This window comes from Streptomyces sp. NPDC053750, assembly GCF_044544295.1.
Lineage (GTDB): Bacteria > Actinomycetota > Actinomycetes > Streptomycetales > Streptomycetaceae > Streptomyces.
Map to the genome: position 1 here is coordinate 966,939 of NZ_JBITXB010000001.1, position 23,318 is coordinate 990,256.

Genomic DNA, 23,318 nt, shown 5'->3' on the forward strand with positions numbered 1-23,318 from the left:
TTTTGCCTGCTTCGGACCGGGGGCACTCCCGGGTAGCGTGAACTGTCAACCCGCCTCCCCCTCAGGAGAGAGTCCACGCCGTGCGCATCGCAGTCACCGGCTCCATCGCCACCGACCACCTCATGACCTTCCCCGGCCGCTTCTCCGACCAGCTCGTCGCGGACCAGTTGCACACGGTCTCGCTCTCCTTCCTGGTCGACCAGCTCGACGTACGCCGGGGCGGCGTCGCCGCGAACATCGCCTTCGGCATGGGCCAGCTCGGCACCCGGCCGATCCTGGTCGGCGCGGCCGGCTCCGACTTCGACGAGTACCGGGCCTGGCTGGACCGGCACGGCGTCGACACCGGCTCGGTGCGCATCTCCGAGACCCTGCACACCGCCCGCTTCGTCTGCACCACCGACGCCGACCACAACCAGATCGGCTCCTTCTACACGGGCGCGATGAGCGAGGCCCGCCTCATCGAGCTCAAGACCGTCGCCGACCGCGTGGGCGGCCTCGACCTGGTCTCCATCGGCGCGGACGACCCGGAGGCGATGCTCCGGCACACCGAGGAGTGCCGCACGCGGTCCATCCCCTTCGCCGCCGACTTCTCCCAGCAGATCGCCCGGATGAACGGCGACGAGATCCGGATACTGCTGGACGGGGCGACCTACCTCTTCTCCAACGAGTACGAGAAGGGGCTCATCGAGACCAAGACCGGCTGGAGCGACGCCGAGATCCTCGACCGCGTCGGCCACCGCGTCACCACCCTCGGCGCGCGCGGGGTGCGCATCGAGCGGGCCGGCGAGGAGACCGTCGAGGTCGGCGTCCCCGACGAGGAGCGCAAGGCCGACCCCACGGGCGTCGGCGACGCCTTCCGCGCGGGGTTCCTGTCGGGACTGGCCTGGGGGGTCTCGCTGGAGCGGGCCGCGCAGGTCGGCTGCATGCTGGCGACCCTGGTCATCGAGACGGTGGGCACGCAGGAGTACCAGCTGCGGCGGGCGCACTTCATGGAGCGGTTCACGAAGGCGTACGGGGACGAGGCTGCCGGGGAGGTCCAGGCGCACCTGGGCTGAATCCGGGCGCGGCGACTGTTCGTCTGCCTTGCGAGGTGCTTTGTCGTGCGGGTGCGTGGGGGCTGGTCGCGCAGTTCCCCGCGCCCCTCAGGGGCGTCAGCTCACCCGGCGTACCAAGTAGGCCGTGCCCTGGTCTGCGGGCTCCTCCCCCCTGTACTCCTGGCCCCGCATCTCGCACCACGCCGGGATGTCCAGGCGGGCGGCCTCGTCGTCGGACAGGACGCGGACCGTGCCGCCGACGGGTACGTCGCCGATGACCTTGGCCAGTTCGATCACCGGGATGGGGCAGCGGCGGCCCAGTGCGTCCACGACGAGCTCACCGCCGCCCTCCCGGGCGGTCCCCGCGGCCACCGGCGCCCCCAGCCTCTCCCGCACCGCGGCCACCGTGCCCGGCAGCACCTCCAGGAACCGCTCGACGTCCTCGGCCGGCGTCCCCGGCGGCAGAGACACCCGGACGTTGCCCTCGCTGAGCACGCCCATCGCCCTCAGGACGTGGCTCGGCGTCAGGGTGCTGCTCGTGCAGGACGAACCGGAGGAGACCGAGAATCCGGCGCGGTCCAGCTCGTGCAGCAAGGTCTCCCCGTCGACATAGAGACACGAGAAGGTCACGACGCCGGGCAGCCGGCGCACCGGGTCGCCGACCACCTCCACGTCCGGCACCAGCGTGCGCACCCCTGCCCGGATCCGCTCCGTCAGCCCGCGCAGCCGGGCCTCCTCCTCGGCCGCCTCGGCCTGCACCGCCCGCAGCGACGCCGCCGCGGCCACGATCGCGGGGAGGTTCTCGAAGCCGGGCATCCGGCCCGACTCCCGCTCGTCCCCGGGCCCTTGCGGCGCGAACCGTACGCCCTTGCGGACCGCGAGCAGTCCGACCCCCGACGGTCCGCCCCACTTGTGGGCGCTCGCCGTGAGCAGCGACCAGTCGCCCGCCACCCTGCCCCAGCCCAGCGACTGGGCCGCGTCCACCAGCAGCGGCACGCCCGCCGCCCGGCAGGCCTCGGCCACGGCGGCCACCGGCTGCTCGGTGCCCACCTCGTGGTTGGCCGACTGCAGACAGGCGAGCGCGGTGTCGTCGCGCAGCGCCGCCGCGTACGCCGCCGGGTCCACCGCCCCCGTCCGGTCCACGGGCACCTGGGTGAGCGTCCCCCCGTCACGTTCGTGCGCTTCGGCCGCATGCAGTACAGAGGAGTGTTCGACGGCTGACACGATCAGGTGATGCCCGACGCGCCGCCGCCCGGCCAGCGCCCCCGCGACCCCCGAATGCACCGCCCGGGTCCCCGAAGGGGTGAACACCAACTCGTCCGCCCGACACCCCACGGCCTCGGCAGCCGCCTCCCGAGCGGCATCGAGCAACAACCGCGCCCGCCGCCCCTCCCTGTAGAGCCGAGCAGGATCGGCCCACCCCTCATCCAGAGACGCCAGGAGCGCCTGCCGAGCAACGGGATGAAGGGGAGCAGCGGAAGCAGCGTCGAAGTAGGCCACACGTCAACGCTAGAACGCCGGGGATGTGAGCGCCCCATGAGGGGCGCGGGGCTGTGCCGATGTGCGGCTCCGCCGCGTGGGCGCGACAAGCCACGACGCACCGTCAGCCGCCGGACAACCCCAGGTCCCACCCCCCGTAGGCACCCCGTCCCACCCTTTAAGGGTGACCCCCGGCGCGTATGCCACCCTCCCCGCGACCCCCCGGAGGGCGTCGGCTAGGGTTTGGTCCGCATAAACATCAAACCCCTGCCCGACGCAGGGCGGCGACCGACCAGCGAGAAGGCAGGCCGCAGCCAACCGCGCGGGCGAGACTCTCGGGAAGGCGCTACGTGAGTCCCAACGGCTCCGACCGCTCGCCGCGGCGCCCGATGCGGCGGAAGCTGCTGCAGGCACTGACCGCGGGCCTGGTCCTGGCGACCGCCACCGGTTGCACATACGAGGACTTCCCCCGCCTCGGCATGCCCACCCCAACCACGGAAGAGGCTCCGCGGATCCTCTCCCTGTGGCAGGGGTCGTGGGCTGCCGCGCTGGCCACCGGCGTGCTGGTGTGGGGCCTGATCCTGTGGAGTTGCTTCTTCCACCGGCGCAGCCGCACCAAGGTCGAGGTCCCTCCGCAGACCAGGTACAACCTGCCCATCGAGGCGCTGTACACCATGGTTCCACTCGTCATCGTCTCGGTGCTGTTCTACTTCACCGCTCGTGACGAGTCCGAGCTCATGAGCCTCAAGAAGAATCCCGACGTCACGGTCAACGTCGTCGGCTTCCAGTGGAGCTGGTGCTTCAACTATGTCGAGGACGTCGCCGGTTCCACCGGTGACGCCAAGACCTCCAAGGAACTGGCCGCGATCCCGGACCGGTTCAAGGAGGAGTTCCCGGCGAACGCCGGCGGCACCTACGACTGCGGTATCCCCGGTACGGAGAACCCGCAGACCGGCAACCCCGGCCCGACCCTCTGGCTCCCCAAGGGCAAGAAGGTCCGCTTCGTCCTGACCTCGCGCGACGTCATCCACTCCTTCTGGGTGGTGCCGTTCCTCATGAAGCAGGACGTCATTCCGGGCCACACCAACGCCTTCGAGGTGACCCCCAACAAGGAGGGCACGTTCCTGGGCAAGTGCGCCGAGCTGTGCGGCGTGGACCACTCCCGGATGCTGTTCAACGTGAAGGTCGTCTCCCCGGAGCGCTATGAGCAGCACCTCCAGGACCTCGTGAAGAAGGGGCAGACCGGTTACGTTCCCGCAGGCATCGCGCAGACGAGCCACGAGAAGAACCGGGAGACGAACAACCTGTGAGCATCCTCAACGAACCCCAGGGTGCCGCGGCAGCAGAGGACTCGTACGAGAACGAGCTGCCGGTACGGCGCAAGCAGCCCGGCAACGTCGTGATCAAGTGGCTGACCACCACCGACCACAAGACGATCGGCACGCTGTATCTGGTCACGTCGTTCGCGTTCTTCTGCATCGGCGGCGTGATGGCGCTCTTCATGCGCGCCGAGCTGGCCCGTCCGGGCCTGCAGATCATGTCGAACGAGCAGTTCAACCAGGCGTTCACGATGCACGGCACGATCATGCTGCTGATGTTCGCGACGCCGCTGTTCTCCGGCTTCGCGAACTGGATCATGCCGCTGCAGATCGGCGCGCCGGACGTGGCCTTCCCCCGGCTGAACATGTTCGCCTACTGGCTGTACCTGTTCGGCTCGCTCATCGCGGTGGGCGGTTTCCTGACGCCGCAGGGCGCGGCCGACTTCGGCTGGTTCGCCTACTCGCCGCTGTCCGACGCGGTGCACTCGCCGGGCATCGGCGGTGACCTGTGGATCATGGGTCTGGCCTTCTCCGGCTTCGGCACCATCCTCGGCTCGGTCAACTTCATCACCACGATCATCTGCATGCGCGCGCCCGGCATGACCATGTTCCGCATGCCGATCTTCACCTGGAACGTGCTGCTGACCGGTGTGCTGGTCCTGCTGGCCTTCCCGGTGCTGGCCGCGGCCCTGTTCGCGCTGGAGGCGGACCGCAAGTTCGGTGCGCACATCTTCGACTCGGCCAACGGCGGGGCGTTGCTCTGGCAACACCTGTTCTGGTTCTTCGGGCATCCAGAGGTGTACATCATCGCGTTGCCGTTCTTCGGCATCGTCAGTGAGATCATCCCGGTCTTCTCCCGTAAGCCGATCTTCGGCTACATGGGTCTGATCGCCGCGACGATCGCGATCGCTGGTCTGTCGGTGACCGTGTGGGCGCACCACATGTACGTCACGGGCGGCGTGCTGTTGCCGTTCTTCTCCTTCATGACCTTCCTGATCGCGGTCCCGACCGGTGTGAAGTTCTTCAACTGGATCGGCACCATGTGGAAGGGGTCGTTGTCCTTCGAGACACCGATGCTCTGGTCCACCGGCTTCCTGATCACCTTCCTCTTCGGTGGTCTGACCGGTGTCATCCTGGCCTCGCCGCCGCTGGACTTCCACGTCTCGGACTCGTACTTCGTGGTGGCGCACTTCCACTACGTGGTGTTCGGCACCGTGGTCTTCGCGATGTTCGCCGGCTTCCACTTCTGGTGGCCGAAGTTCACCGGCAAGCTGCTCGACGAGCGCCTCGGCAAGATCACCTTCTGGACGCTGTTCATCGGCTTCCACGGCACGTTCCTGGTCCAGCACTGGCTGGGCGCCGAGGGCATGCCGCGTCGGTACGCCGACTACCTGGACGCCGACGGCTTCACCGCCCTGAACACGATCTCGACGATCGCCTCGTTCCTGCTCGGCATGTCGATCCTGCCGTTCTTCTACAACATCTGGAAGACGGCCAAGTACGGCAAGCCGGTCGGCGTGGACGACCCGTGGGGCTACGGCCGCTCGCTGGAGTGGGCGACCTCCTGCCCGCCGCCGCGGCACAACTTCCTCACGCTGCCGCGTATCCGCAGTGAATCCCCCGCCTTCGACCTGCACCACCCGGAGATCTCCGAGCTGGACCAGCTCGAGAACGTCGGTCACGGTGCGAAGGCCGTCGCGGGTGGCAAGGAGGCCGGTAAGTGAAGATCCAGGGCAAGCTCTTCATCTGGCTGAGCGTCTTCATCCTGGCCGTCGCGATCGTCTACGGCTACTGGTCGAAGGAGCCGGCCGGCACCACGGCCCTCTTCCTGGCCTTCGGCCTGGCCATCATGATCGGCTTCTACCTGGCCTTCACTGCCAGGCGGGTCGACGCCGGTGCCCAGGACAACAAGGAAGCGGACGTCGCGGACGACGCCGGAGAGGTCGGGTTCTTCAGCCCGCACAGCTGGCAGCCCCTGTCGCTCGGCATCGGCGGCGCGCTCGCCTTCCTGGGCGTGGCGGTCGGCTGGTGGATCATGTACTTCTCGGCACCGATCATCCTCATCGGCCTGTTCGGCTGGGTCTTCGAGTACTACCGCGGTGAGAACCGCACCCAGTAGCACGCGCTGAGCACGAAGGGGCCCGGACACTCCGTCAGGAGCGTCCGGGCCCCTTCGTGCGTGCGCCCCCGGCTCTCACTCGTACGGCTTACCCACCGTGCCGCCATTGACGGCGCTCCCTAGCGTGAGGTCATGAGCAACACGGTTCACTTCCAGGCGCGGGGGCGTACGGTCGTCGGCTGCACCCTGCTGGTGATCGCCCTCGGCGCGAGCGTGACCGCCTGCAGCGGTGACGCCGACAACCCGCTGTCGGCCACGCCGTACGACGCGGCCGGCCAGATCTCCTTCAACGGCCCCACGGAAGCCGGGAAGAAGGCCGACCCGGACAAACCCCTGGAGGTCGTCGCCGAGGGCGTCGACGGGCGCATCACGGACGTCACCGCCGTGGACGCGACGGGCCGCTACGTGGCGGGTGAACTCGCCGCCGACGGCGCCCGCTGGTACAGCACCTCCCCGCTGGCCGCCAACGCCCGCTACACGGTGCGGGTCAGCACCGAGAACGGCGACGGCGCGCCCGGCCGCAAGGTCCTCACCTTCGAGACCGGCAGGCCGAGCGCCAAGAAGACCCTGAACGTCGCCTTCGGTCCCGCGGCGGGCTCGTACGGTGTCGGCCAGCCCATCACCGCGGAACTGAGCCAGCCGGTCCGGGACAGGGCCCAGCGGGCCGTGGTGGAACGCGCCCTGAAGGTGAACTCCACGCCCGCGGTCGAAGGCGCCTGGTACTGGGTGGACGACAAGAAGCTCCACTACCGGCCCAGGGAGTACTGGCCCGCCCACGCCACCATCCAGGTCAGCAGCGCCCTCGACGGCATCAAGGTCGGCGACCGGATGTGGGGCGGCACCGCCGAGCCCCTGAAGATCACCACGGACGACCGCGTCGTGGCCGTCACCGACGCCACCGCGCACACACTGACGGTCTACCGGGACGGCCAGGAGGTCAGGCGCATCCCCGTGACCACCGGCAAGCCCGGCTTCGAGACCCGCAACGGTGTCAAGGTCGTCCTGGGCAAGGAACCCTTCGTACGCATGCGCAGCAGCACCGTCGGCATCGCCGAGGGCTCCTCGGAGTCGTACGACCTGCCGGTGTACTTCGCGACCCGGGTCACCTGGAGCGGCGAGTACGTGCACGCCGCCCCCTGGTCCGTCGGCTCCCAGGGCGCCGCCAACGTCAGCCACGGCTGCGTCGGCATGAGCGACGCCAACGCCAAGTGGTTCTTCGGCGAGGTCCAGGTGGGCGACCTCGTCGAGGTGGTCAACTCCGGCGGCAAGACGATGGAGTACTTCGGCAACGGCTTCGGCGACTGGAACCTGGACTGGGCCAAATGGCGTACCGGAAGCGCCCTGACGGGTGGCACCGCGGACGCCCCGACCACCCAGGAGGCGGCGCGGCTGCGTCCGGCGGCGGTGTAGACCCGGCTCTCAGGCGCTCTGCAGCCGCTTCTGCCGCAGCAGCGAGGCCAGCGCGGAGGCGAACTCCACCGGCTCCACCGGCAACGCCACAGCCGCCTCCGCACGGCTCCACGTGGCCAGCCACGCGTCCTGCGGCCGTGCGATGAGCAGCAGCACCGGTGGGCAGTGGAAGACCTCGTCCTTGATCTGGCGGCACATCCCCATGCCGCCCATGGGCACGGCCTCGCCGTCCAGCACGCAGACGTCGATCCCGCCCTTGTCCAGCTCCGTGAGGACGGCGGCCGGAGTGGCGCACTCCACGAACTCGACCACGGGCACGTCCGGAGCCGGCCGGCGACCGGTCGCCAGCCGCACCTGCTCGCGGGTGTTGGAGTCGTCGCTGTAGACCAGCACCGTGGCGGTCGTCTGCATGCTTCCTCCGATACGCGGTGAAGACCGATGAAGCCCGATGAAGCCCCATGAAGCCCGACGCGGCCGTCGTGGCCCGTTGGGCCGGATGCTACTCCCTCGAACTGCCCGTCAACACTGGTTCGGACACGCCTTCGACGGGCCGTTCGATGGGCCATCCGGGCACTACAGACGGGGCGAACACACCGAACGGCACCCCCCGGGGTGAGGGCGGGATAAGCGACCGACATAATGTCGGTCGTGGCGACAGCAACGACAGTAGAAACCGGGCACGCGCACCCGTCGGTCAACCGGCCGAACCTCACCAGCGTCGGAACCATCATCTGGTTGAGTTCCGAGCTGATGTTCTTCGCGGCCCTCTTCGCGATGTACTTCACCCTGCGATCGGTGACCGGCCCGGACTTCTGGTCCGAGAAGGCCGACGCGCTGAACTTCCCGTTCTCCGCGACGAACACCACGATCCTGGTGCTCTCCTCCCTCACCTGCCAGCTCGGCGTGTTCGCGGCCGAGCGCGGTGACGTGAAGAAGCTCCGGATGTGGTTCATCGTCACCTTCGTGATGGGTGCGATCTTCATCGGCGGTCAGGTGTTCGAGTACACCGAGCTGGTCAAGCACGAGGGCCTCTCGCTCTCGTCGGACCCGTACGGCTCGGTGTTCTACCTGACCACCGGCTTCCACGGACTGCACGTGACGGGCGGCCTCATCGCCTTCCTGCTGGTCCTCGGCCGCACCTACGCGGCCCGGAGGTTCACCCACGAGCAGGCGACCGCCGCCATCGTCGTGTCCTACTACTGGCACTTCGTCGATGTCGTCTGGATCGGCCTCTTCGCCACGATCTACATGATCAAGTAGTCGCGGCACGCACCCGCGCAATACCAGAAGCATCGACGCAGAAGATCCTGACACCGGGGTAATCCGTGAAAAAGCTCTCCGCACGACGACGCCATCCGCTGGCGGCGCTCGTCGTCCTACTCCTCGCGCTGGCATGCACAGGGGGGCTGTACGCCGCGTTCGCACCCGCGAGCAAGGCGCAGGCCGATGAAACCGCCCAGTCCCTCGCCATCGAAGAGGGCAAGAAGCTCTACGCCGTCGGCTGTGCCAGCTGCCACGGCACCGGAGGTCAGGGCACCACCGACGGTCCGAGCCTGGTCGGCGTGGGCGCCGCGGCCGTCGACTTCCAGGTGGGCACCGGCCGTATGCCGGCCCAGCAGCCCGGCGCGCAGGTCCCGCGCAAGAAGGTGATCTACTCCCAGGCGGAGATCGACCAGCTGGCGGCCTACATCGCCTCGCTGGGTGCCGGTCCGGCCATCCCGTCGGAGGAGAAGTACGGCCCGGAGGGCGCGGACATCGCCAAGGGCGGTGAGCTGTTCCGCAACAACTGCGCGCAGTGCCACAACTTCTCCGGCAAGGGCGGCGCGCTGACCCACGGCAAGTACGCCCCGACCCTCGAGGACGTCGACCCGAAGCACATCTACGAGGCCATGCTGACCGGCCCGCAGAACATGCCCTCCTTCCCCGACAGCACGCTGACGGAGCAGAACAAGAAGGACATCATCGCCTACCTGGACGCGGTCAACGGCGACAAAACCGAGAACCCCGGTGGCCTCAGCCTCGGCGCCCTGGGCCCGGTCACCGAGGGTCTGTTCGCCTGGGTGTTCGGACTGGGCGCGCTGATCGCCGTCGCCGTCTGGGTCGCCGCTCGGACCGCAAAGGCCAAGAAGTCATGAGTAGCCAAGACATTCCAGAAGAGAACCTGCCCGCTGAGCAGGGCACCCCGCACGGCGGGGTGAAGGTGGCGGACGAGAAGAACCCGTTCGCCGACCCGGGCCTGCCTCCGCACGAGCACCGGATCCAGGACATCGACGAGCGGGCCGCCAAGCGGTCCGAGCGCACGGTCGCCCTGCTGTTCACGGTGTCGATGCTGGCCACCATCGGCTTCATCGCCTCGTTCGTGACGATCCCGGTCGACAAGTCGGTCTTCATCTTCCCGCTCGGTCACATCAGCGCGCTGAACTTCGCGCTCGGCATGACGCTCGGCGTCGCGCTGTTCGCGATCGGCGCGGGCGCGGTCCACTGGGCCCGCACCCTGATGTCCGACGAGGAGGTCGCCGACGAGCGCCACCCGATCGAGGCGTCCCCCGAGGTCCGTGCCAAGGTCCACGCGGACTTCAAGCAGGGTGCCAAGGAGTCCGTGATCGGGCGCCGCAAGCTGATCCGCAACACGATGCTCGGCGCGCTCACCCTGGTGCCGCTCTCCGGCGTCGTCCTGCTGCGCGACCTCGGCCCGCTGCCGGGGACCAAGCTCCGCCACACCCTGTGGTCCAAGGGCAAGCTGCTCGTCAACATGAACACCAACGAGCCGCTGCGTCCCTCGGACGTCGCGGTGGGTTCGCTCACCTTCGCCATGCCCGAGGGCCTGGACGAGCACGACGAGAACTTCCAGAGCGAGATCGCCAAGGCCGCTCTGATGATCATCCGGCTGGAGCCGAAGTCCATCAAGGACAAGCGCGAGCTCGAGTGGTCGCACGAGGGCATCGTGGCGTACTCGAAGATCTGCACCCACGTCGGTTGCCCGATCTCCCTGTACGAGCAGCAGACGCACCACGCGCTCTGCCCCTGCCACCAGTCCACCTTCGACCTTGCCGACGGCGCCCGGGTGATCTTCGGTCCCGCCGGTCACGCCCTGCCGCAGCTGCGCATCGGTGTGAACGACGAGGGTTACCTCGAAGCGCTCGGCGACTTCGATGAGCCCGTCGGTCCTGCTTTCTGGGAGCGCGGATGAGCACTACAGCCAACGAAGCCCCCCGCTCTCGCGGGAAGGCACCGGCCGGCGAGCGCGTCGCCGACTGGGCCGACGGCCGGCTGGGGATCTACTCCCTGGCCAAGGCCAACATGCGCAAGATCTTCCCCGACCACTGGTCGTTCATGCTGGGTGAGGTCTGCCTCTACAGCTTCATCATCATCATCCTCACGGGTGTGTACCTGACGCTGTTCTTCCACCCGTCGATGAACGAGGTCACGTACCACGGCTCGTACGTGCCGATGCAGGGCCAGCTGATGAGTGAGGCGTACGCCTCCACGCTGGACATCAGCTTCGACGTCCGCGGTGGTCTGCTCATCCGGCAGATCCACCACTGGGCGGCGCTGATCTTCCTGGCCGGCATGTTCGTGCACATGATGCGCGTCTTCTTCACCGGCGCGTTCCGCAAGCCGCGTGAGATCAACTGGCTGTTCGGCTTCCTGCTGCTCGTCCTCGGCATGTTCACCGGCTTCACCGGTTACTCGCTCCCGGACGACCTGCTCTCGGGCACCGGTATCCGCTTCATGGAGGGCGCGATCCTGTCCGTGCCGATCGTCGGCACGTACATCTCGTTCTTCCTCTTCGGCGGGGAGTTCCCCGGCCACGACTTCGTGGCCCGGTTCTACTCGATCCACATCCTGCTGCTGCCGGGCATCATGCTCGGCCTGGTGGTCGGCCACCTGATCCTGGTCTTCTACCACAAGCACACGCAGTTCGCGGGCCCCGGCAAGACCAACAAGAACGTGGTCGGCATGCCGCTGCTGCCGGTGTACATGGCGAAGGCCGGAGGCTTCTTCTTCCTGGTCTTCGGTGTGATCGCCGCGATCTCGGCCATCGCCACGATCAACCCGGTCTGGACCATCGGTCCCTACCGGCCGGACATGGTCTCCACCGGAGCCCAGCCCGACTGGTACATGGGCTTCTCCGAGGGTCTGATCCGTGTGATGCCCGGCTGGGAGATCAACTTCTGGGGTCACACACTCGTCCTGGGCGTGTTCATCCCGCTGGTGATCTTCCCGTTGGTCCTCGCGGCGATCGGCGTCTACCCGTTCATCGAGTCCTGGATCACCGGCGACAAGCGCGAGCACCACATCCTGGACCGCCCGCGCAACGCCCCGACCCGTACCGCCTTCGGTGTCGCCTGGCTCACCGTCTACTTCGTGCTGCTGATCGGTGGCGGCAACGACCTGTGGGCCACGCACTTCCACCTGTCGATCAACGCGATCACCTGGTTCGTCCGCATCGCGTTCTTCGTCGGCCCGGTCGTCGCGTTCATCGTCACCAAGCGGATCTGCCTCGGCCTCCAGCGCCGGGACAAGGACAAGGTGCTGCACGGCCGCGAGGCGGGCATCATCAAGCGTCTGCCGCACGGTGAGTTCATCGAGGTGCACGAGCCGCTCAGCCAGGAGCAGCTGCACACGCTCACGGCGCACGAGCAGTACAAGCCGGCCGAGATCGGTCCGACGGTCGACGAGAACGGTGTCGAGCGCAAGCCGAAGGCCTCGGAGAAGCTGCGCGCCAAGCTCAGCAAGTCGTACTACGGCGAGGACTCGCAGATTCCGAAGCCGACTGTCGAGGAGTACAAGGAGATCACGAGCGGCCACGGCCACCACTGACCCTCCAGCGTCGCCACACCACGGTCGAAGGGCCCCGTCCGTTCCGCGGACGGGGCCCTTCGCCGTGCCCGGGGCTGGATAGGGTGGGAGCACACCCTCTTTCCGTCATACACACGATTCAGGAGCGGCTCATGAGCGCTTTGACCCCCGCTGGAGGCGACACCGCGGCGGGCCGCTCCTGGCCCGCCCTGCTGAACGGACTGGCGGACGGCCGGGACCTGACCGCCGACGAGACCGCCTGGGCGCTGGACGTGATCATGCGCGGCGAGGCGACCGACGCGCAGATCGCCGGGTTCGCGGTCGGCCTCAGGTTCAAGGGGGAGACCGTCGAGGAGATCTCCGGTCTCGTCCGCACCATGTACGAGCACGCCAACGTGATCGAGGTGCCGGGGAGGACCGTCGACATCGTCGGCACCGGTGGCGACGGCGCGAAGACGGTCAACATCTCCACCATGTCGGCGATCGTCGTGGCCGGTACGGGCGCCAAGGTCGTCAAGCACGGCAACCGGGCCGCCTCCTCGGCATCGGGCGCCTCGGACGTCCTGGAGAAGCTCGGGGTCAATCTGGAGCTGACGCCGAAGCGGGTGGCCGCGGTCGCCGAGGAGGCTGGCATCACCTTCTGCTTCGCCGTGAAGTTCCACCCGGCGCTGCGCCATGTGGCGGCGGCACGCGGCCAGCTGGGCATCCGCACGGTGTTCAACTTCCTGGGCCCGCTGACCAACCCCGCCAAGGTGAAGTCCCAGGCGATCGGGGTCGCGCACGCCCGGATGGCACCGATCATCGCCGGTGTCTTCGCCGAGCGCGGCCACTCGTCCCTGGTCTTCCGGGGCGACGACGGCCTTGACGAGCTGACCACCACCGCCACCTCCCGGGTCTGGGTCGTGCGCGACGGCAAGGTCACCGAGGAGACCTTCGACCCGCGGGACGTGGGCCTCGAACTGGTGCCGGTGGAGGCGCTGCGGGGCGCCGACGCCTCCTACAACGCCGATGTCGCCCGCCGTCTCCTGGCCGGCGAGACGGGCCCGGTACGGGACGCGGTGCTGCTGAACTCCGCCGCCGCCCTGGTGGCCCTGGAGCCCGGCGAGGCGTCACTGACCGAGCAGATCAGGGCCGGCATGGACCGGGCCGCCGAGGCGATCGACTCGGGTGCCGCCAAGCGGGTGCTGGACCGCTGGGTGGCCGTGAGCAACGCGTAGGGGCCTTCCCGTGTGACGTGCGTCCCGCGATCCGGACTCGGGTTGCGGGGCGCCGATCATTTCCCGTACGTTCCTTTCCAGGTCATGAGCGACAGTCATTCGGCCCCGGCCGACTGTCCGGCAACCCTCCGTCCGTGGCGGGGTGCCCCGGGTGAAGACCAGGTCGTGGACAGCAAGGTTCACGGCAAGCGCGGACCCCTCGCGAAACCAGGGGTCCTGGGTCGTTCGAGGGAGTCTCCCGTGAATCAGCGAATGCGATAGGGCCGCAGAGCCCCGCCTCCGCATCCCCCTTCTTTCGCCTTCTTCGCTTTCCTCTTCACCTTTCCCACGCTTGAGCCGTCGCGGTTCGCGTGGTGATGTCCTCTGCCTTCACGGGAGTGCACCCATGTCCGTCTCCACGCTCGCCGCCGACCAGTCGGTTTGTGCCCCTCTGGCCGTTCTGGGCCGTGATGTCACCGTCCCGCTCGTCACCGGCGGGGAGGTCACCTACGCCGCGCTCGACTACGCCGCCAGCGCGCCCGCGCTGCAGCGGGTCTGGGACGACGTGGCGGCCTACGCCCCGTACTACGGCAGCGTGCACCGTGGCGCCGGGTACCTGTCGCAGCTGTCGACCGACCTGTTCGAGAACGCCCGGAAGACCGTCGCCGACTTCCTCGACTGCCGGGACGGGGACCAGGTGGTGTTCACCCGGTCCACCACCGACTCCCTCAACCTGCTCGCCGCCGCGCTGCCCGCCGGCTGCCGGGTCTTCGTCTTCGAGACCGAGCACCACGCCTCGCTGCTGCCCTGGCGGGACGCCCAGGTCACCTACCTCGACGCCCCGAGCAGCCCGGCGCAGGCCGTCGAGACCCTGGAGCGCGCCCTCGCCGCCCGTGAGCCGTACGGGCCCGCCCTGGTCTGCGTCACGGGCGCCTCCAACGTCACCGGCGAGCTGTGGCCGGTGCGTGAACTGGCCGCCGCGGCGCACGCGCACGGCGCCCGGATCGTGCTGGACGCCGCCCAGCTCGCCCCGCACCACCCGGTGAGCGTGCGCGACCTGGACGTCGACTGGGTCGCCTTCTCCGGGCACAAGCTGTACGCCCCCTTCGGCTCCGGCGTGCTGGCCGGGCGGGCCGACTGGCTGCGTGAGGCGGAGCCGTACCTCGCGGGTGGCGGCGCCAGCCGCCGGGTCAGCCGGCGCACCGACGGGGGCGTGGACGTGGAGTGGCACGACAGCGCCGCCCGGCACGAGGCCGGGTCGCCCAACGTCATCGGCGCCTACGCCATCGCCTCCGCCTGCAAGGCGCTCACGGAGGCCGGGTTCGACACGCTGGTCGCGCGCGAGGAGTACCTGATCGCCAAGGTGCGGGAGGGGCTCGCCGAGGTGCCCCAGGTGCGGGTGCTGTCCCTCTTCGGTGACGACGCGCCCCGCGTCGGCGTGATCTCCTTCGTCGTGGACGGCTGGAACAGCTCCCACTTCGCCGCCGCGCTCTCCGCGGAGTACGGCATCGGCGTGCGCGACGGTCTTTTCTGCGCCCACCCGCTGGTGCGCACCCTGCTCGGCAGCGACCCGCAGACGCAGGGCGAGTGCGGCGCCCCCGAGGCGACGCCGGGGGAGAAGTCCCTCAACGCCATCCGCGTGAGCTTCGGCGCGGGCACCCCGGACGAGCACGTCGAGCGGTTCGTGAACGCGGTCCGGGAGCTGGTGAGCGACGGCGCCCGGTGGAACTACCGCACCGAGGACGGGCGTTGCGTGCCCGACACCAGCTCCGCCGGGTCCGGCACTCCCGCCGCCTGAACGGCCCGGCCCGGCAGCCGCGACCCCAGCAGCACCATCCGCAACGCCCGTTCCGTGGCGTCCGTGAGGAGCTCGGAGGCGCGCAGCAGCGCGTCCGCCAGGGCCATGGGGGCCGGCATGATGCCGTGGAAGGCGTCCACCCCCGGCACCTCGTGCGCGCCCTCGCCGAGCGTGCCGGCCAGGGCGAGGACGGGGCGGCCGGACAGCTTGGCGCGGCGGGCGACCTCGGCGGGGACCTTGCCGCGCGGTGTCTGGTGGTCCAGGGCGCCCTCGGCCGTGAGCACCAGGTCGGCGCGCGCGAGGCGGGCGTCCAGGTCCAGGTGGTCCAGCAGGACGTCGAAGCGGGGCAGCAGCCGGGCCCCGACGGCGGCGAGCCCCGCGCCCAGCCCGCCGGAGGCGCCGGTGCCGGGGCCCGCCCGCAGGTCGGTGCCGGTCACACCGAGGTCGCGGGTGAGGACACGCGCCCAGTTCTCCAGCCCGGCCGACAACTCCTCGACCTGCGCGGGGGTCGCCCCCTTCTGCGGGCCGAACACCCGGGCCACACCCCGCTCTCCGCACAGGACGTTGAAGGGGTTGCAGGCGACGAGGAGCTCGGTGTCCTTCAGACGGGCGTCCAGACCGGCCGGGTCGATGCGGGCGAGGCGGGTCAGCTCCCGTCCGCCGGGCGGGAGTTCGAAGCCGTCCGCGTCCAGCAGCCGGGCGCCGAGCGCCTGGAGCGCCCCCGCGCCCCCGTCGGACGTACCCGAGTCGCCGCAGCCGACCAGGACGCGCCGTACTCCGGTGTCGAGCGCGGCGCGGATCAGCTCGCCGACGCCGTAGGTGGTCGTGGCGCCGGGGTCGCGCAGGGCGCGGGGGACCAGTGACAGGCCCGCCACCGCCGCCATCTCCACCACGGCCGTGTCCCCGGCGCCGAGCAGCGCGAAGTGGGTGCCGAGGGGTTCGCCGACCGGGCCGGTGGCGGCCAGGGCGACCAACCGCCCGCCGGTGGCGGACGCCAGCGCGACGGCCGTGCCTTCACCGCCGTCCACGAGCGGGATCAGGTCGATCTCGGCGGCGGGCAGGACCCGGCGGACGCCCGCCGCGATGGCGTCGGCGGCGGCCTGCGCGGACAGGGACTCCTTGAAGCCGCTGGGGGCCACGACGACACGGTTCAGCAGGGAAGCCGTGGAAGCCGTGGAGGACGGGGCGGTCGCGGAGGTCGCGGAGGACACGGAGGTCACGGAAGACAGGGAGGACACGGAGGACACGGAGGACATCGGGACTCCTTCAGCGGGTCACGGGAACGCCGAGCAGCGGCCAGACCGCGGCGGCGAAGAACAGCACGAGCGCGGCGGTCAGCGGTGCCAGGACGGCCGAGAGCCGCAGCAGGTCGCGCGGGGTGTAGGTGGGGGTGCCGGGGATGTCGGAGAAGAGCGTGACCGGCTTGGCGGACGCCGGAAGCGTGTGGCAGAAGCCGGCCGCTGCGGTGGACGCGAGCGCCGCGGCGACCGGGTTGACCCCGGCGCCCACGGCCGCGGCGATCACCAGCGGGACCAGGACGGAGGAGCGGGCCGAGCGGGACTGGAGGACCAGGTGGGCCGCCGTGCTGACCGCCACCACGACCCCGAGGAAGACGGCCGGTGTGACGTGCGCGGGCAGCCCCGACACCAGCCACTTCGCCGCACCGGAGTCGGCGAGCGCGACGCCCATCGCCATGGTCGCCGCCATGAACAGCAGCAGTGACCAGGGCACGGTCTTGAGCGCGTCCTTGAGCCGTACGGTGCCGAGCGCGGGGGAGGAGGCGACGACCGCGCCGATCAGCGCCACCACCGCGGGCGGGACGTGATGCAGGGGCTCGCTGCACCACAGGGCCACCACCGTGGCGAGCAGCAGCGCGCAGCGCTTCTCCGCCTGCGTCCAGGGGCCGGTGACGGGGCTGTCGCTGTGCCGTTGTATCTCCTCGGCGGTGATGTGCACCGGGCCCGCGCGGTCCGTGCGCCGCGTGGTCGTCAGGAGGACGGTCTCGGCGGCCAGATGGGAGGACGTCACCGCCAACGGCAGGCCCAGCAGCAGCCACTGGGTGAAGCCGATCCGCTCCCCGGTCGTCTCCCACAGCACCGACACGGTGATCAGATGCGCACCCGCACCGATCAGGGTCGCGACCGCCGACAGCAGGATCACGGTCGGAAACAGCAGCGCCAGCATCACGACCAGTCGCTTCCGGTCGGCGAGGGCCTTGGCGAGCGCCAGGAAGACCGGCAGCGCGAGCGCCGCCCGGCCCGACGTGGCCGGCACCGCGAACGCGGTCACGACCAGCGCGGCCGTCGTCAGGTGCACCAACTGCCGTACGCTGCGCGCCCCGCCGACCAGGAACGCCGCCGCCCGCCCGGCGAGCCCGGTCCGCGCCACCGCCGCCGCGAGCACGAAGGCGCAGATCAGCAGCCACACCGTGTCGTCGCCGAGGGTGCCGAAGAGGGTGTCGCTGCTGATCACTCCGGTCGCGGTGAGCGCGAGTCCGGCGCCCAGCGCGATGTACGTGTCGTCGATCGGCGTACCGATCCAGGCGCAGGTCGCCAGCGCGAACACGGCGAGGGTGAGGCGCGCGTCACCGCCGAGGGCGGGGAAGTTGGCGGGGACCGCCAGCAGCGCGCACAGGGACAGGGCCACGCAGAGGGCCGCCGCGAGGCGGAGGTTCAACGTCACGTCATCGAGGATTCACAGAGGCGGTGAGCCATCGATGAGCGTCACATGAAGGAAACTTCACCAGGCCGGCAGCCGGTATCCCATCCCGCGTACCGTCTCGACCTGCTGCGCGCCCAGCTTCTTGCGCAGCGCCCGCACATACACGTCCACGATGTTCGAGCCGGGGTCGAAGTCGTAGCCCCATACGTGCGACAGGATCTGCTCGCGGGAGAGTACCTGGCCCGGATGGCGCAGGAACAGCTCCAGCAACACGAATTCACGGGCCGTCAGGTCGACGGTGCGGTCCCCGGCGCGGGCCCGGCGGGTGCGCAGGTCCAGGCTCAGCGCCCCCGACTTCAGCACCGTCACCTCGGGTGCCCTGGCCGCCGTACGCAGCCTGAGCCGTACCCGGGCGAGCAGTTCCTCGAAGCGGAACGGTTTGGTCATCCAGTCGTCGGCGCCGCCCTCCAGGCCGGCCACCGTGTCCCGTACGGAGTCCCGGGCGGTCAGCACGATCACGGGGGTCGTCACCCGGGCCTCGCGCAGCTCGCGCAGGACGGTGAAGCCGTCCCGGCCGGGCAGTCCGATGTCCAGGACGACCAGGTCGAAGCCGCCGGTGAGGGCGTACTCGTAGGCGGCGTCGCCGTCGGTGACGGCGGTGGTGGTGAAGCCGTTGGCGCGCAGGCCCTTCTCGACGAAGGAGGCGATGCGCTCCTCGTCCTCGACGATGAGGATGCGGTTCATGGACGTGCCTCTTCCGGAATCAGTCCAGTGTCAGTACGAAGGTGGCGCCGCCGCCCTCGGTGGCGCGCAGGGCGACCCGGCCGCCGTGGCCCTCGGCGATGGCCTTGACGATCGACAGCCCGAGCCCGGCGCCGGACCCGCGCACCCCGCGCCGGGCCGTGCCGCGCCGGAACCGCTCGAAGATCACCCCGGCGTCCTGCGGCTGGACGCCGGGGCCGGAGTCGGCGACGTACAGCTCGATGCGGGTGCCGTCGGCGCGGGAGCCGATGCGGATGGTCTGGCCGGGGGTGGTGTGCTGCACGGCGTTCTGCGCGAGCTGCACCATGGCCTGCGTGATCCGCTGCGGGTCCAGTGCGGCCTCGCGGTCGGCGACCTCGGCCAGCACCCAGTCCCGCTCGCCGAGGGTGCGGGCCTTGACGTAGACGTCGGCGGTGAGTTCGGCGAGCTGGACCGGCTCGGGGGTGACGAAGTCGGGGCGTTCGGCCTTGGCGAGCAGCAGCAGGTCCTCCACGATGCGGCTCATCCGGTCGAGTTCGTCGGTGACCAGGCGGACGGTCTCCTCCCGCTCGGCCGGATCGTCGCCCATCAGTTCCAGGTGGCCGCGCACGATGGTGATGGGGGTGCGCAGTTCGTGGCCGGCGTCGTCGACGAAGCGGCGCTGGGTGGCGAAGGCGCGTTCCAGCCGGTCCAGCATGGCGTTGAACGTCTCCGCCAGGGCCGCCACGTCGTCGTGGCCGTGCACCGGGATGCGCCGGGTCAGGTCCTGCTCGGTGAGCTGCGCGGCCGTGGTGCGCACCAGCCGCACCGGCTTGAGGATCCGGCCCGCGACCACCCAGGCGATGCCGGTCGTCATCAGCAGGGCGACCCCGGAGATGGCGAGCAGCACCCGGAACACCTCGTCGGCGCGCGCCTGTTCGCGCCCCGGGTGGAAGGCGACCACGAAGGCGGCCGCCGGCTCACCGCCGTACCGGGCCACGGTGACCTTGGCCCAGCGGATGTCGCCCTCCGGCCGGTGCAGGGTGCCGGTGGAGTCGGGTGAGGCGTAGATGTGGCGCCGGGCGTCGGCGTCCTTGTGCAGGGGCAGGGTGACCGGGATCTCGCGCTGCTGGATGATCTGCGTGGGCCTGCTGCCCACCTCGCCCACCAGGCCGATCAGCTCCTCGTCCAGATCGGCGTACTGCCGCTCCAGGAAGACCTTCAGCAGCCGCCCCGGGTCGGTGAAGGGGCGGCCGGTCTCCGGATCGAAGCCCTGTCCCTCGAAGTGGGCGAACTCGCCGGCCTCCTGCGCGAGCAGGCCGTTGATCCGCTGGTCGGTGTCCCGCAGCAGGATCGAGCGGGTCGTCGCGGCCACCGAGGCGAGCGCGACCGCCATCACGAGCAGCAGCCAGAGCAGGATGCGGACCCGTGCCGATATCCGGCGCCGCTCACGGTCAGCCGTCGTCGCCGGCTGCGTCGTCGGCACTCGAGTCGTCCCCGGCGTCCTGGCCTCGGTCGTCGTCATCGTCGTCATCCGGGGGGCTGTCGGTCACCGGCGGCCGGGTCACCACCTGGTCGCTGGGCGTCGGCTCGGGCGAGGAGGAGGTGGGCGTCGGGGTGGGGGAGCCGCTCTCCAGCTCCACCTTGGCCGGGACCTTGGGCTCCTGCGGACTGTCGGTGAGGGCGAAACTGGTCGCGGCGATGCCGAGCGGGATCAGGACGACGGCCGCCAGGGCCGCCATCCGGCGAGAGAAGACCATGGACCGATCCTGCGCCCGCAACCCGGCGGCCCGCATGAGGCGCGGATGAAGAACTTTTCATCCGCGTCCCGTCACCCGCGTCCGGCCGGACAGGCCCGCTCGGAGGCTAGTTGTCCAGCCCGATGGCGAACGCCGCCTCCAGGTCGTGCTGCGAGTACGTACGGAACGCCACGTGCGTGTCCGTGCCCTCGACGCCCGGGATCTTGCTGATCCGGCCGGGGATGACCTCCGCCAGGTCCTCGTGCTGCTTCACCCGCACCATGGCGATCAGGTCGTAGGTGCCGGTGACGGAGAAGACCTCGCTGACGTTCTCCAGCGCGGCGATCTGCTCCGCGATCTCGGGGATCCGGTCCACGCTGGTCTTGATGAGGACGATCGCGCTGATCACGGCTGTTTCTCTCCCTCGGGGGCCGTCGCTGGAACGCCCCCAACTGTAGACCCACCCCCGAAGCGCACCCAGGCGAAGACGAGGCCCAGCCCGAAGCCGACCAGGTGCGCGAGGTACGCCACCCCCGGTCCGTCGCCGGCCCGCCCCGCCGCCAGCCACTGCAGGGCCGCCCAGAACGGCAGCACGAGCCAGGCGGCCAGGCGCAGCGGCAGGAAGAAGAGGAAGGGCAGGAGGCTGGTCACCCGGGCGCGCGGGAACAGGAAGAGGAACGCGCCGAGCACCGCGGAGATCGCCCCCGAGGCGCCGACCAGGGACTGCTGGGAGTGGGCGTTGGCCCCGGCGTAGCCGAGCAGCGCCAGGTAGCCGCAGCCGACGTAGAACAGGGCGAACTGGAGCCGGCCCATGCGTTCCTCGGTCATCGCGCCGAAGACGTACAGGAAGAGCATGTTGCCCAGCAGGTGCACCCAGCTGCCGTGGACGAACAGCGCCGTGGCGGGGGTGAGCGCGGACCCGGGGGAGTCCTCGAACAGTTCTGCGGGGATCACGCCCCAGCGCCGGAAGTAGGCGCGCTGTGCGGCCAGCAGCTCCTCACCGGTGCCGTACGCCGGATTCAGGCCCGCCGCCGGGCTGACCAGGAACAGCACACAGCACAGGGTGATCAGCCCGTACGTCACCGGCGCCGCCCGGCCCCCGGCCGTGCGGCCCCTGCCGAGCGTCCTGACCGTCCTGAGGGCCGCCGTGCTCCAGTTGCTGATCATGTCTACAGAGCATGGCGTAACGGGACGCAACCTCCCAGATCGCCTCGCCGCCGTGGACACGCGGGCGACGGGTACCCGCCAGGCCGTAGGGTTACGAGCCACACGCACCGGGGGAGCCCGGCGCGTCACCGACACTGGAAGAGAGTGGACAAGCACGATGACGGTTCCCCTGCCGACCGACACGACGCGGTGGCGCTGCACCCTCTGCGGCAACCTCACCCGCTTCGACGTGACCCGGGCCTCGAAGGTCGTCGAGTACGTCCACCTCGACCTGGCCGGTGAGCCGAAGGTCGAGGAGCGGGAGGTGCTCAGTGAGACCATCGAATCGGTGCGGTGCCGCTGGTGCAACGCCGTGGACCAGGTGGAACTCGTGGACAGGCCGGGTGCCGAATCCTGAGCACGGGAGCGGCCCCCGCGTGAGGTGATCCCGGACCGGGACCGCGTCGGGACGACCGCGCGGAGACGGCGCGGGTGGCGCGGACCGGCGGAGACGGCGGAGACAGCGGAGACATTGGGGTGACGGATGGTGGAGACACAAGGCGGGGAGCCGGGCGACGGCGCCGCTGAGGTGCTCGACCGCCCGCTGCCCGACGGGGTGCGCCGCAAGGTCGTCCAGATAGTTTCCGACGGCTTCGGCGGGCTCACCCTCGGCGAACTGCCCGCCCAGCTGAGACAGTACGCCCGGTTCGCCCCCAATCGCCGGGCCAAGTTCGCCGGCAACGCCATGGCCGCCGCGGTCGAGACCGACACGCTGTTCCGTCAGCGCATCGGCGAGAAGCTCAGGCAGGCCCAGCCGGAACTGGCCGGCGCCCTGGACGCCGGCACCCCGCCCCCGGCCGCGGACCCGCTCGACGTGGCGGCCGCGGCCTACGTACTGCGGCCGCACGGCTGGGTGAAGCTGGTGACCGCCGCAGGCGAGGAGGCGCAGCGCGCCGACGCCGAGCGGGCCGACGAGGAGAGCCGGGCGGAGCTGGAGCGGCTGCGCGAGGAGCTGGCCCGGGCCCGCGAGCACACCCGGACCGAGACCGAGCGGCTGCGCGCCGAGCTGGAGGCGGCGAAGAAGGAGACCGACGCGCTGCACCGCAAGCTGCGCTCCGCCCTCAGCGACGTCAAGCGCGGCGAGGCGGCACTGCGCAAGATCCGGGCCGAGATCGACGCGGTCCGCGCCGAGGGGCACGCCCAGGTGTCCGCCGCCGAGAGCGAGACCCGGCGGCTCAAGACCCGGCTCGGCGAGGCGGAGGCCGTCCTGGAGGCCACCCGCAAGGCCGCCCGCGAGGGACGCAGCATCGAGGACATGCGGGTGCGGCTGCTGCTGGACACCCTGCTGGACGCCACCCAGGGCCTGCGCCGGGAGCTCGCCCTGCCCCCGGTGTCCGTGCGGCCCGCGCAGACGGTGGACGCGGTCGAGCCGGGCCGGATGTCGCCGAAGGACATCGCCGCCCGCGCGCTCTCCGAGAACGACCCCGCCATCCTCGACCAGTTGCTCGCGCTGCCCCAGGCGCACCTGGTCGTCGACGGCTACAACGTCACCAAGACCGGCTATCCGCAGATGCCGCTGGAGAAGCAGCGGCTGCGGCTGCTGGGCCAGCTCTCCCAGCTCGCCGCGCAGACCGGCGCCGAGATGACCTGTGTCTTCGACGGCGCCGAACTGGCGGCGCCGGTGCTGCTCGCGCCGCCGCGCGGGGTACGGGTGCTGTTCTCCAAGCCGGGTGTCACCGCCGACGAGCTGATCCGCCAGCTGGTGCGGGCCGAGCCGCCGGGCCGCCCGGTCATCGTGGTCTCCACCGACCGCGAGGTCGCCGACGGCGTGGCCCGGGCGGGCGCGCGACCGGTGGCGTCCGTGGTGCTCCTCAAGCGGCTCTCCTAGCTCCCT

General features: G+C 70.4%; 22 protein-coding genes and 1 riboswitch. Of the genes, 13 read left to right on the top strand and 9 right to left on the bottom strand.

What is annotated here, in order from left to right; translation table 11 throughout:
- Positions 1 to 80: 80 nt before the first annotated feature.
- A complete protein-coding gene (locus tag ACIGO6_RS04285; protein ID WP_399871027.1) occupies positions 81 to 1,055 on the top strand; it encodes a carbohydrate kinase family protein in 975 nt (324 codons plus the stop codon).
- Between the two features lie 96 nt (positions 1,056 to 1,151).
- On the opposite strand, the gene ACIGO6_RS04290 is transcribed toward ACIGO6_RS04285, so the two are convergent.
- Positions 1,152 to 2,534 carry a cysteine desulfurase/sulfurtransferase TusA family protein gene (locus ACIGO6_RS04290; RefSeq protein WP_399871029.1) on the bottom strand — a complete coding sequence of 461 codons (1,383 nt, stop codon included), beginning with the start codon at positions 2,532 to 2,534 and terminating at the stop codon, positions 1,152 to 1,154.
- A 329-nt stretch (positions 2,535 to 2,863) separates the two neighbouring features.
- Between ACIGO6_RS04290 and coxB the strand changes: the two genes are divergently transcribed.
- From coxB to ACIGO6_RS04310, 4 genes are all read left to right on the top strand, one after another.
- Positions 2,864 to 3,823: a cytochrome c oxidase subunit II gene (gene coxB, locus ACIGO6_RS04295; protein WP_399871031.1), complete on the top strand. Its 960-nt coding sequence runs from the start codon at positions 2,864 to 2,866 to the stop codon at positions 3,821 to 3,823.
- Positions 3,820 to 5,556 (top strand): cytochrome c oxidase subunit I, encoded by a 1,737-nt coding sequence (gene ctaD / locus ACIGO6_RS04300; protein ID WP_399871034.1) that lies wholly within the window; start codon positions 3,820 to 3,822, stop codon positions 5,554 to 5,556. Before coxB ends, ctaD begins: the two co-directional genes overlap by 4 nt.
- The gene (locus ACIGO6_RS04305; protein ID WP_399871037.1) at positions 5,553 to 5,951 is read left to right on the top strand and encodes a cytochrome c oxidase subunit 4; all 399 of its coding nucleotides are present in this window, start codon (positions 5,553 to 5,555) and stop codon (positions 5,949 to 5,951) included. Before ctaD ends, ACIGO6_RS04305 begins: the two co-directional genes overlap by 4 nt.
- Positions 5,952 to 6,083: 132 nt before the next feature.
- Positions 6,084 to 7,361: an Ig-like domain-containing protein gene (locus tag ACIGO6_RS04310; protein ID WP_399871040.1), complete on the top strand. Its 1,278-nt coding sequence runs from the start codon at positions 6,084 to 6,086 to the stop codon at positions 7,359 to 7,361.
- 9 nt (positions 7,362 to 7,370) lie between these two features.
- Here ACIGO6_RS04310 and ACIGO6_RS04315 read toward each other — a convergent pair whose 3' ends face one another.
- Positions 7,371 to 7,772 carry a hypothetical protein gene (locus ACIGO6_RS04315; protein ID WP_399871043.1) on the bottom strand — a complete coding sequence of 134 codons (402 nt, stop codon included), beginning with the start codon at positions 7,770 to 7,772 and terminating at the stop codon, positions 7,371 to 7,373.
- A 228-nt stretch (positions 7,773 to 8,000) separates the two neighbouring features.
- Between ACIGO6_RS04315 and ACIGO6_RS04320 the strand changes: the two genes are divergently transcribed.
- The 6 genes from ACIGO6_RS04320 to ACIGO6_RS04345 all read left to right on the top strand — a co-directional run bounded on the left by ACIGO6_RS04320 (position 8,001) and on the right by ACIGO6_RS04345 (position 15,158).
- Positions 8,001 to 8,621, top strand: coding sequence for a heme-copper oxidase subunit III (locus ACIGO6_RS04320; RefSeq protein ID WP_029393865.1), 621 nt, complete (start codon positions 8,001 to 8,003; stop codon positions 8,619 to 8,621).
- Positions 8,622 to 8,686: 65 nt separating this feature from the next.
- The gene (locus tag ACIGO6_RS04325) at positions 8,687 to 9,496 is read left to right on the top strand and encodes a c-type cytochrome (RefSeq protein WP_399871045.1); all 810 of its coding nucleotides are present in this window, start codon (positions 8,687 to 8,689) and stop codon (positions 9,494 to 9,496) included.
- Positions 9,493 to 10,551: a Rieske 2Fe-2S domain-containing protein gene (locus tag ACIGO6_RS04330; protein WP_399871047.1), complete on the top strand. Its 1,059-nt coding sequence runs from the start codon at positions 9,493 to 9,495 to the stop codon at positions 10,549 to 10,551. The genes ACIGO6_RS04325 and ACIGO6_RS04330 overlap by 4 nt, the downstream gene beginning before the upstream one ends.
- Positions 10,548 to 12,185 (top strand): cytochrome bc complex cytochrome b subunit, encoded by a 1,638-nt coding sequence (locus ACIGO6_RS04335; protein WP_399871049.1) that lies wholly within the window; start codon positions 10,548 to 10,550, stop codon positions 12,183 to 12,185. Before ACIGO6_RS04330 ends, ACIGO6_RS04335 begins: the two co-directional genes overlap by 4 nt.
- Before the next feature lie 131 nt (positions 12,186 to 12,316).
- On the top strand, positions 12,317 to 13,381 hold the full coding sequence (gene trpD / locus ACIGO6_RS04340; protein WP_399871052.1) for an anthranilate phosphoribosyltransferase: 1,065 nt from the start codon (positions 12,317 to 12,319) through the stop codon (positions 13,379 to 13,381).
- 80 nt (positions 13,382 to 13,461) lie between these two features.
- Positions 13,462 to 13,578: riboswitch (SAM riboswitch) on the top strand.
- A 188-nt stretch (positions 13,579 to 13,766) separates the two neighbouring features.
- A complete protein-coding gene (locus ACIGO6_RS04345) occupies positions 13,767 to 15,158 on the top strand; it encodes an aminotransferase class V-fold PLP-dependent enzyme (protein WP_399871054.1) in 1,392 nt (463 codons plus the stop codon).
- Here ACIGO6_RS04345 and ACIGO6_RS04350 read toward each other — a convergent pair.
- The 7 genes from ACIGO6_RS04350 to ACIGO6_RS04380 form a co-directional block, all read right to left on the bottom strand.
- The gene (locus tag ACIGO6_RS04350; protein WP_399871602.1) at positions 15,089 to 16,315 is read right to left on the bottom strand and encodes a glycerate kinase; all 1,227 of its coding nucleotides are present in this window, start codon (positions 16,313 to 16,315) and stop codon (positions 15,089 to 15,091) included. The genes ACIGO6_RS04345 and ACIGO6_RS04350 overlap by 70 nt on opposite strands.
- Positions 16,316 to 16,424: 109 nt before the next feature.
- Complete coding sequence (locus tag ACIGO6_RS04355) at positions 16,425 to 17,840, bottom strand: SLC13 family permease (protein ID WP_399871057.1); 1,416 nt, start codon at positions 17,838 to 17,840, stop codon at positions 16,425 to 16,427.
- A gap of 57 nt (positions 17,841 to 17,897) precedes the next feature.
- Entirely contained in the window at positions 17,898 to 18,563 is a 666-nt protein-coding gene (locus ACIGO6_RS04360) for a response regulator transcription factor (RefSeq protein WP_399871058.1), read from the bottom strand.
- 19 nt (positions 18,564 to 18,582) lie between these two features.
- Positions 18,583 to 20,064, bottom strand: a complete 1,482-nt coding sequence (locus ACIGO6_RS04365) for an ATP-binding protein (RefSeq protein WP_399871061.1) — start codon at positions 20,062 to 20,064, stop codon at positions 18,583 to 18,585.
- A complete protein-coding gene (locus ACIGO6_RS04370) occupies positions 19,994 to 20,299 on the bottom strand; it encodes a small secreted hydrophilic protein (protein ID WP_399871064.1) in 306 nt (101 codons plus the stop codon). Before ACIGO6_RS04370 ends, ACIGO6_RS04365 begins: the two co-directional genes overlap by 71 nt.
- 106 nt (positions 20,300 to 20,405) lie before the next feature.
- A complete protein-coding gene (locus ACIGO6_RS04375; RefSeq protein WP_189877174.1) occupies positions 20,406 to 20,687 on the bottom strand; it encodes an Lrp/AsnC family transcriptional regulator in 282 nt (93 codons plus the stop codon).
- A complete protein-coding gene (locus tag ACIGO6_RS04380; protein ID WP_399871067.1) occupies positions 20,684 to 21,445 on the bottom strand; it encodes a rhomboid family intramembrane serine protease in 762 nt (253 codons plus the stop codon). Before ACIGO6_RS04380 ends, ACIGO6_RS04375 begins: the two co-directional genes overlap by 4 nt.
- Before the next feature lie 157 nt (positions 21,446 to 21,602).
- On the opposite strand from ACIGO6_RS04380, the gene ACIGO6_RS04385 reads away from it, so the two are divergent.
- Positions 21,603 to 21,842, top strand: coding sequence for a hypothetical protein (locus ACIGO6_RS04385; protein WP_399871070.1), 240 nt, complete (start codon positions 21,603 to 21,605; stop codon positions 21,840 to 21,842).
- A gap of 126 nt (positions 21,843 to 21,968) precedes the next feature.
- Positions 21,969 to 23,312 (top strand): NYN domain-containing protein, encoded by a 1,344-nt coding sequence (locus ACIGO6_RS04390; protein WP_399871073.1) that lies wholly within the window; start codon positions 21,969 to 21,971, stop codon positions 23,310 to 23,312.
- The last annotated feature ends 6 nt before the right edge of the window (positions 23,313 to 23,318 follow it).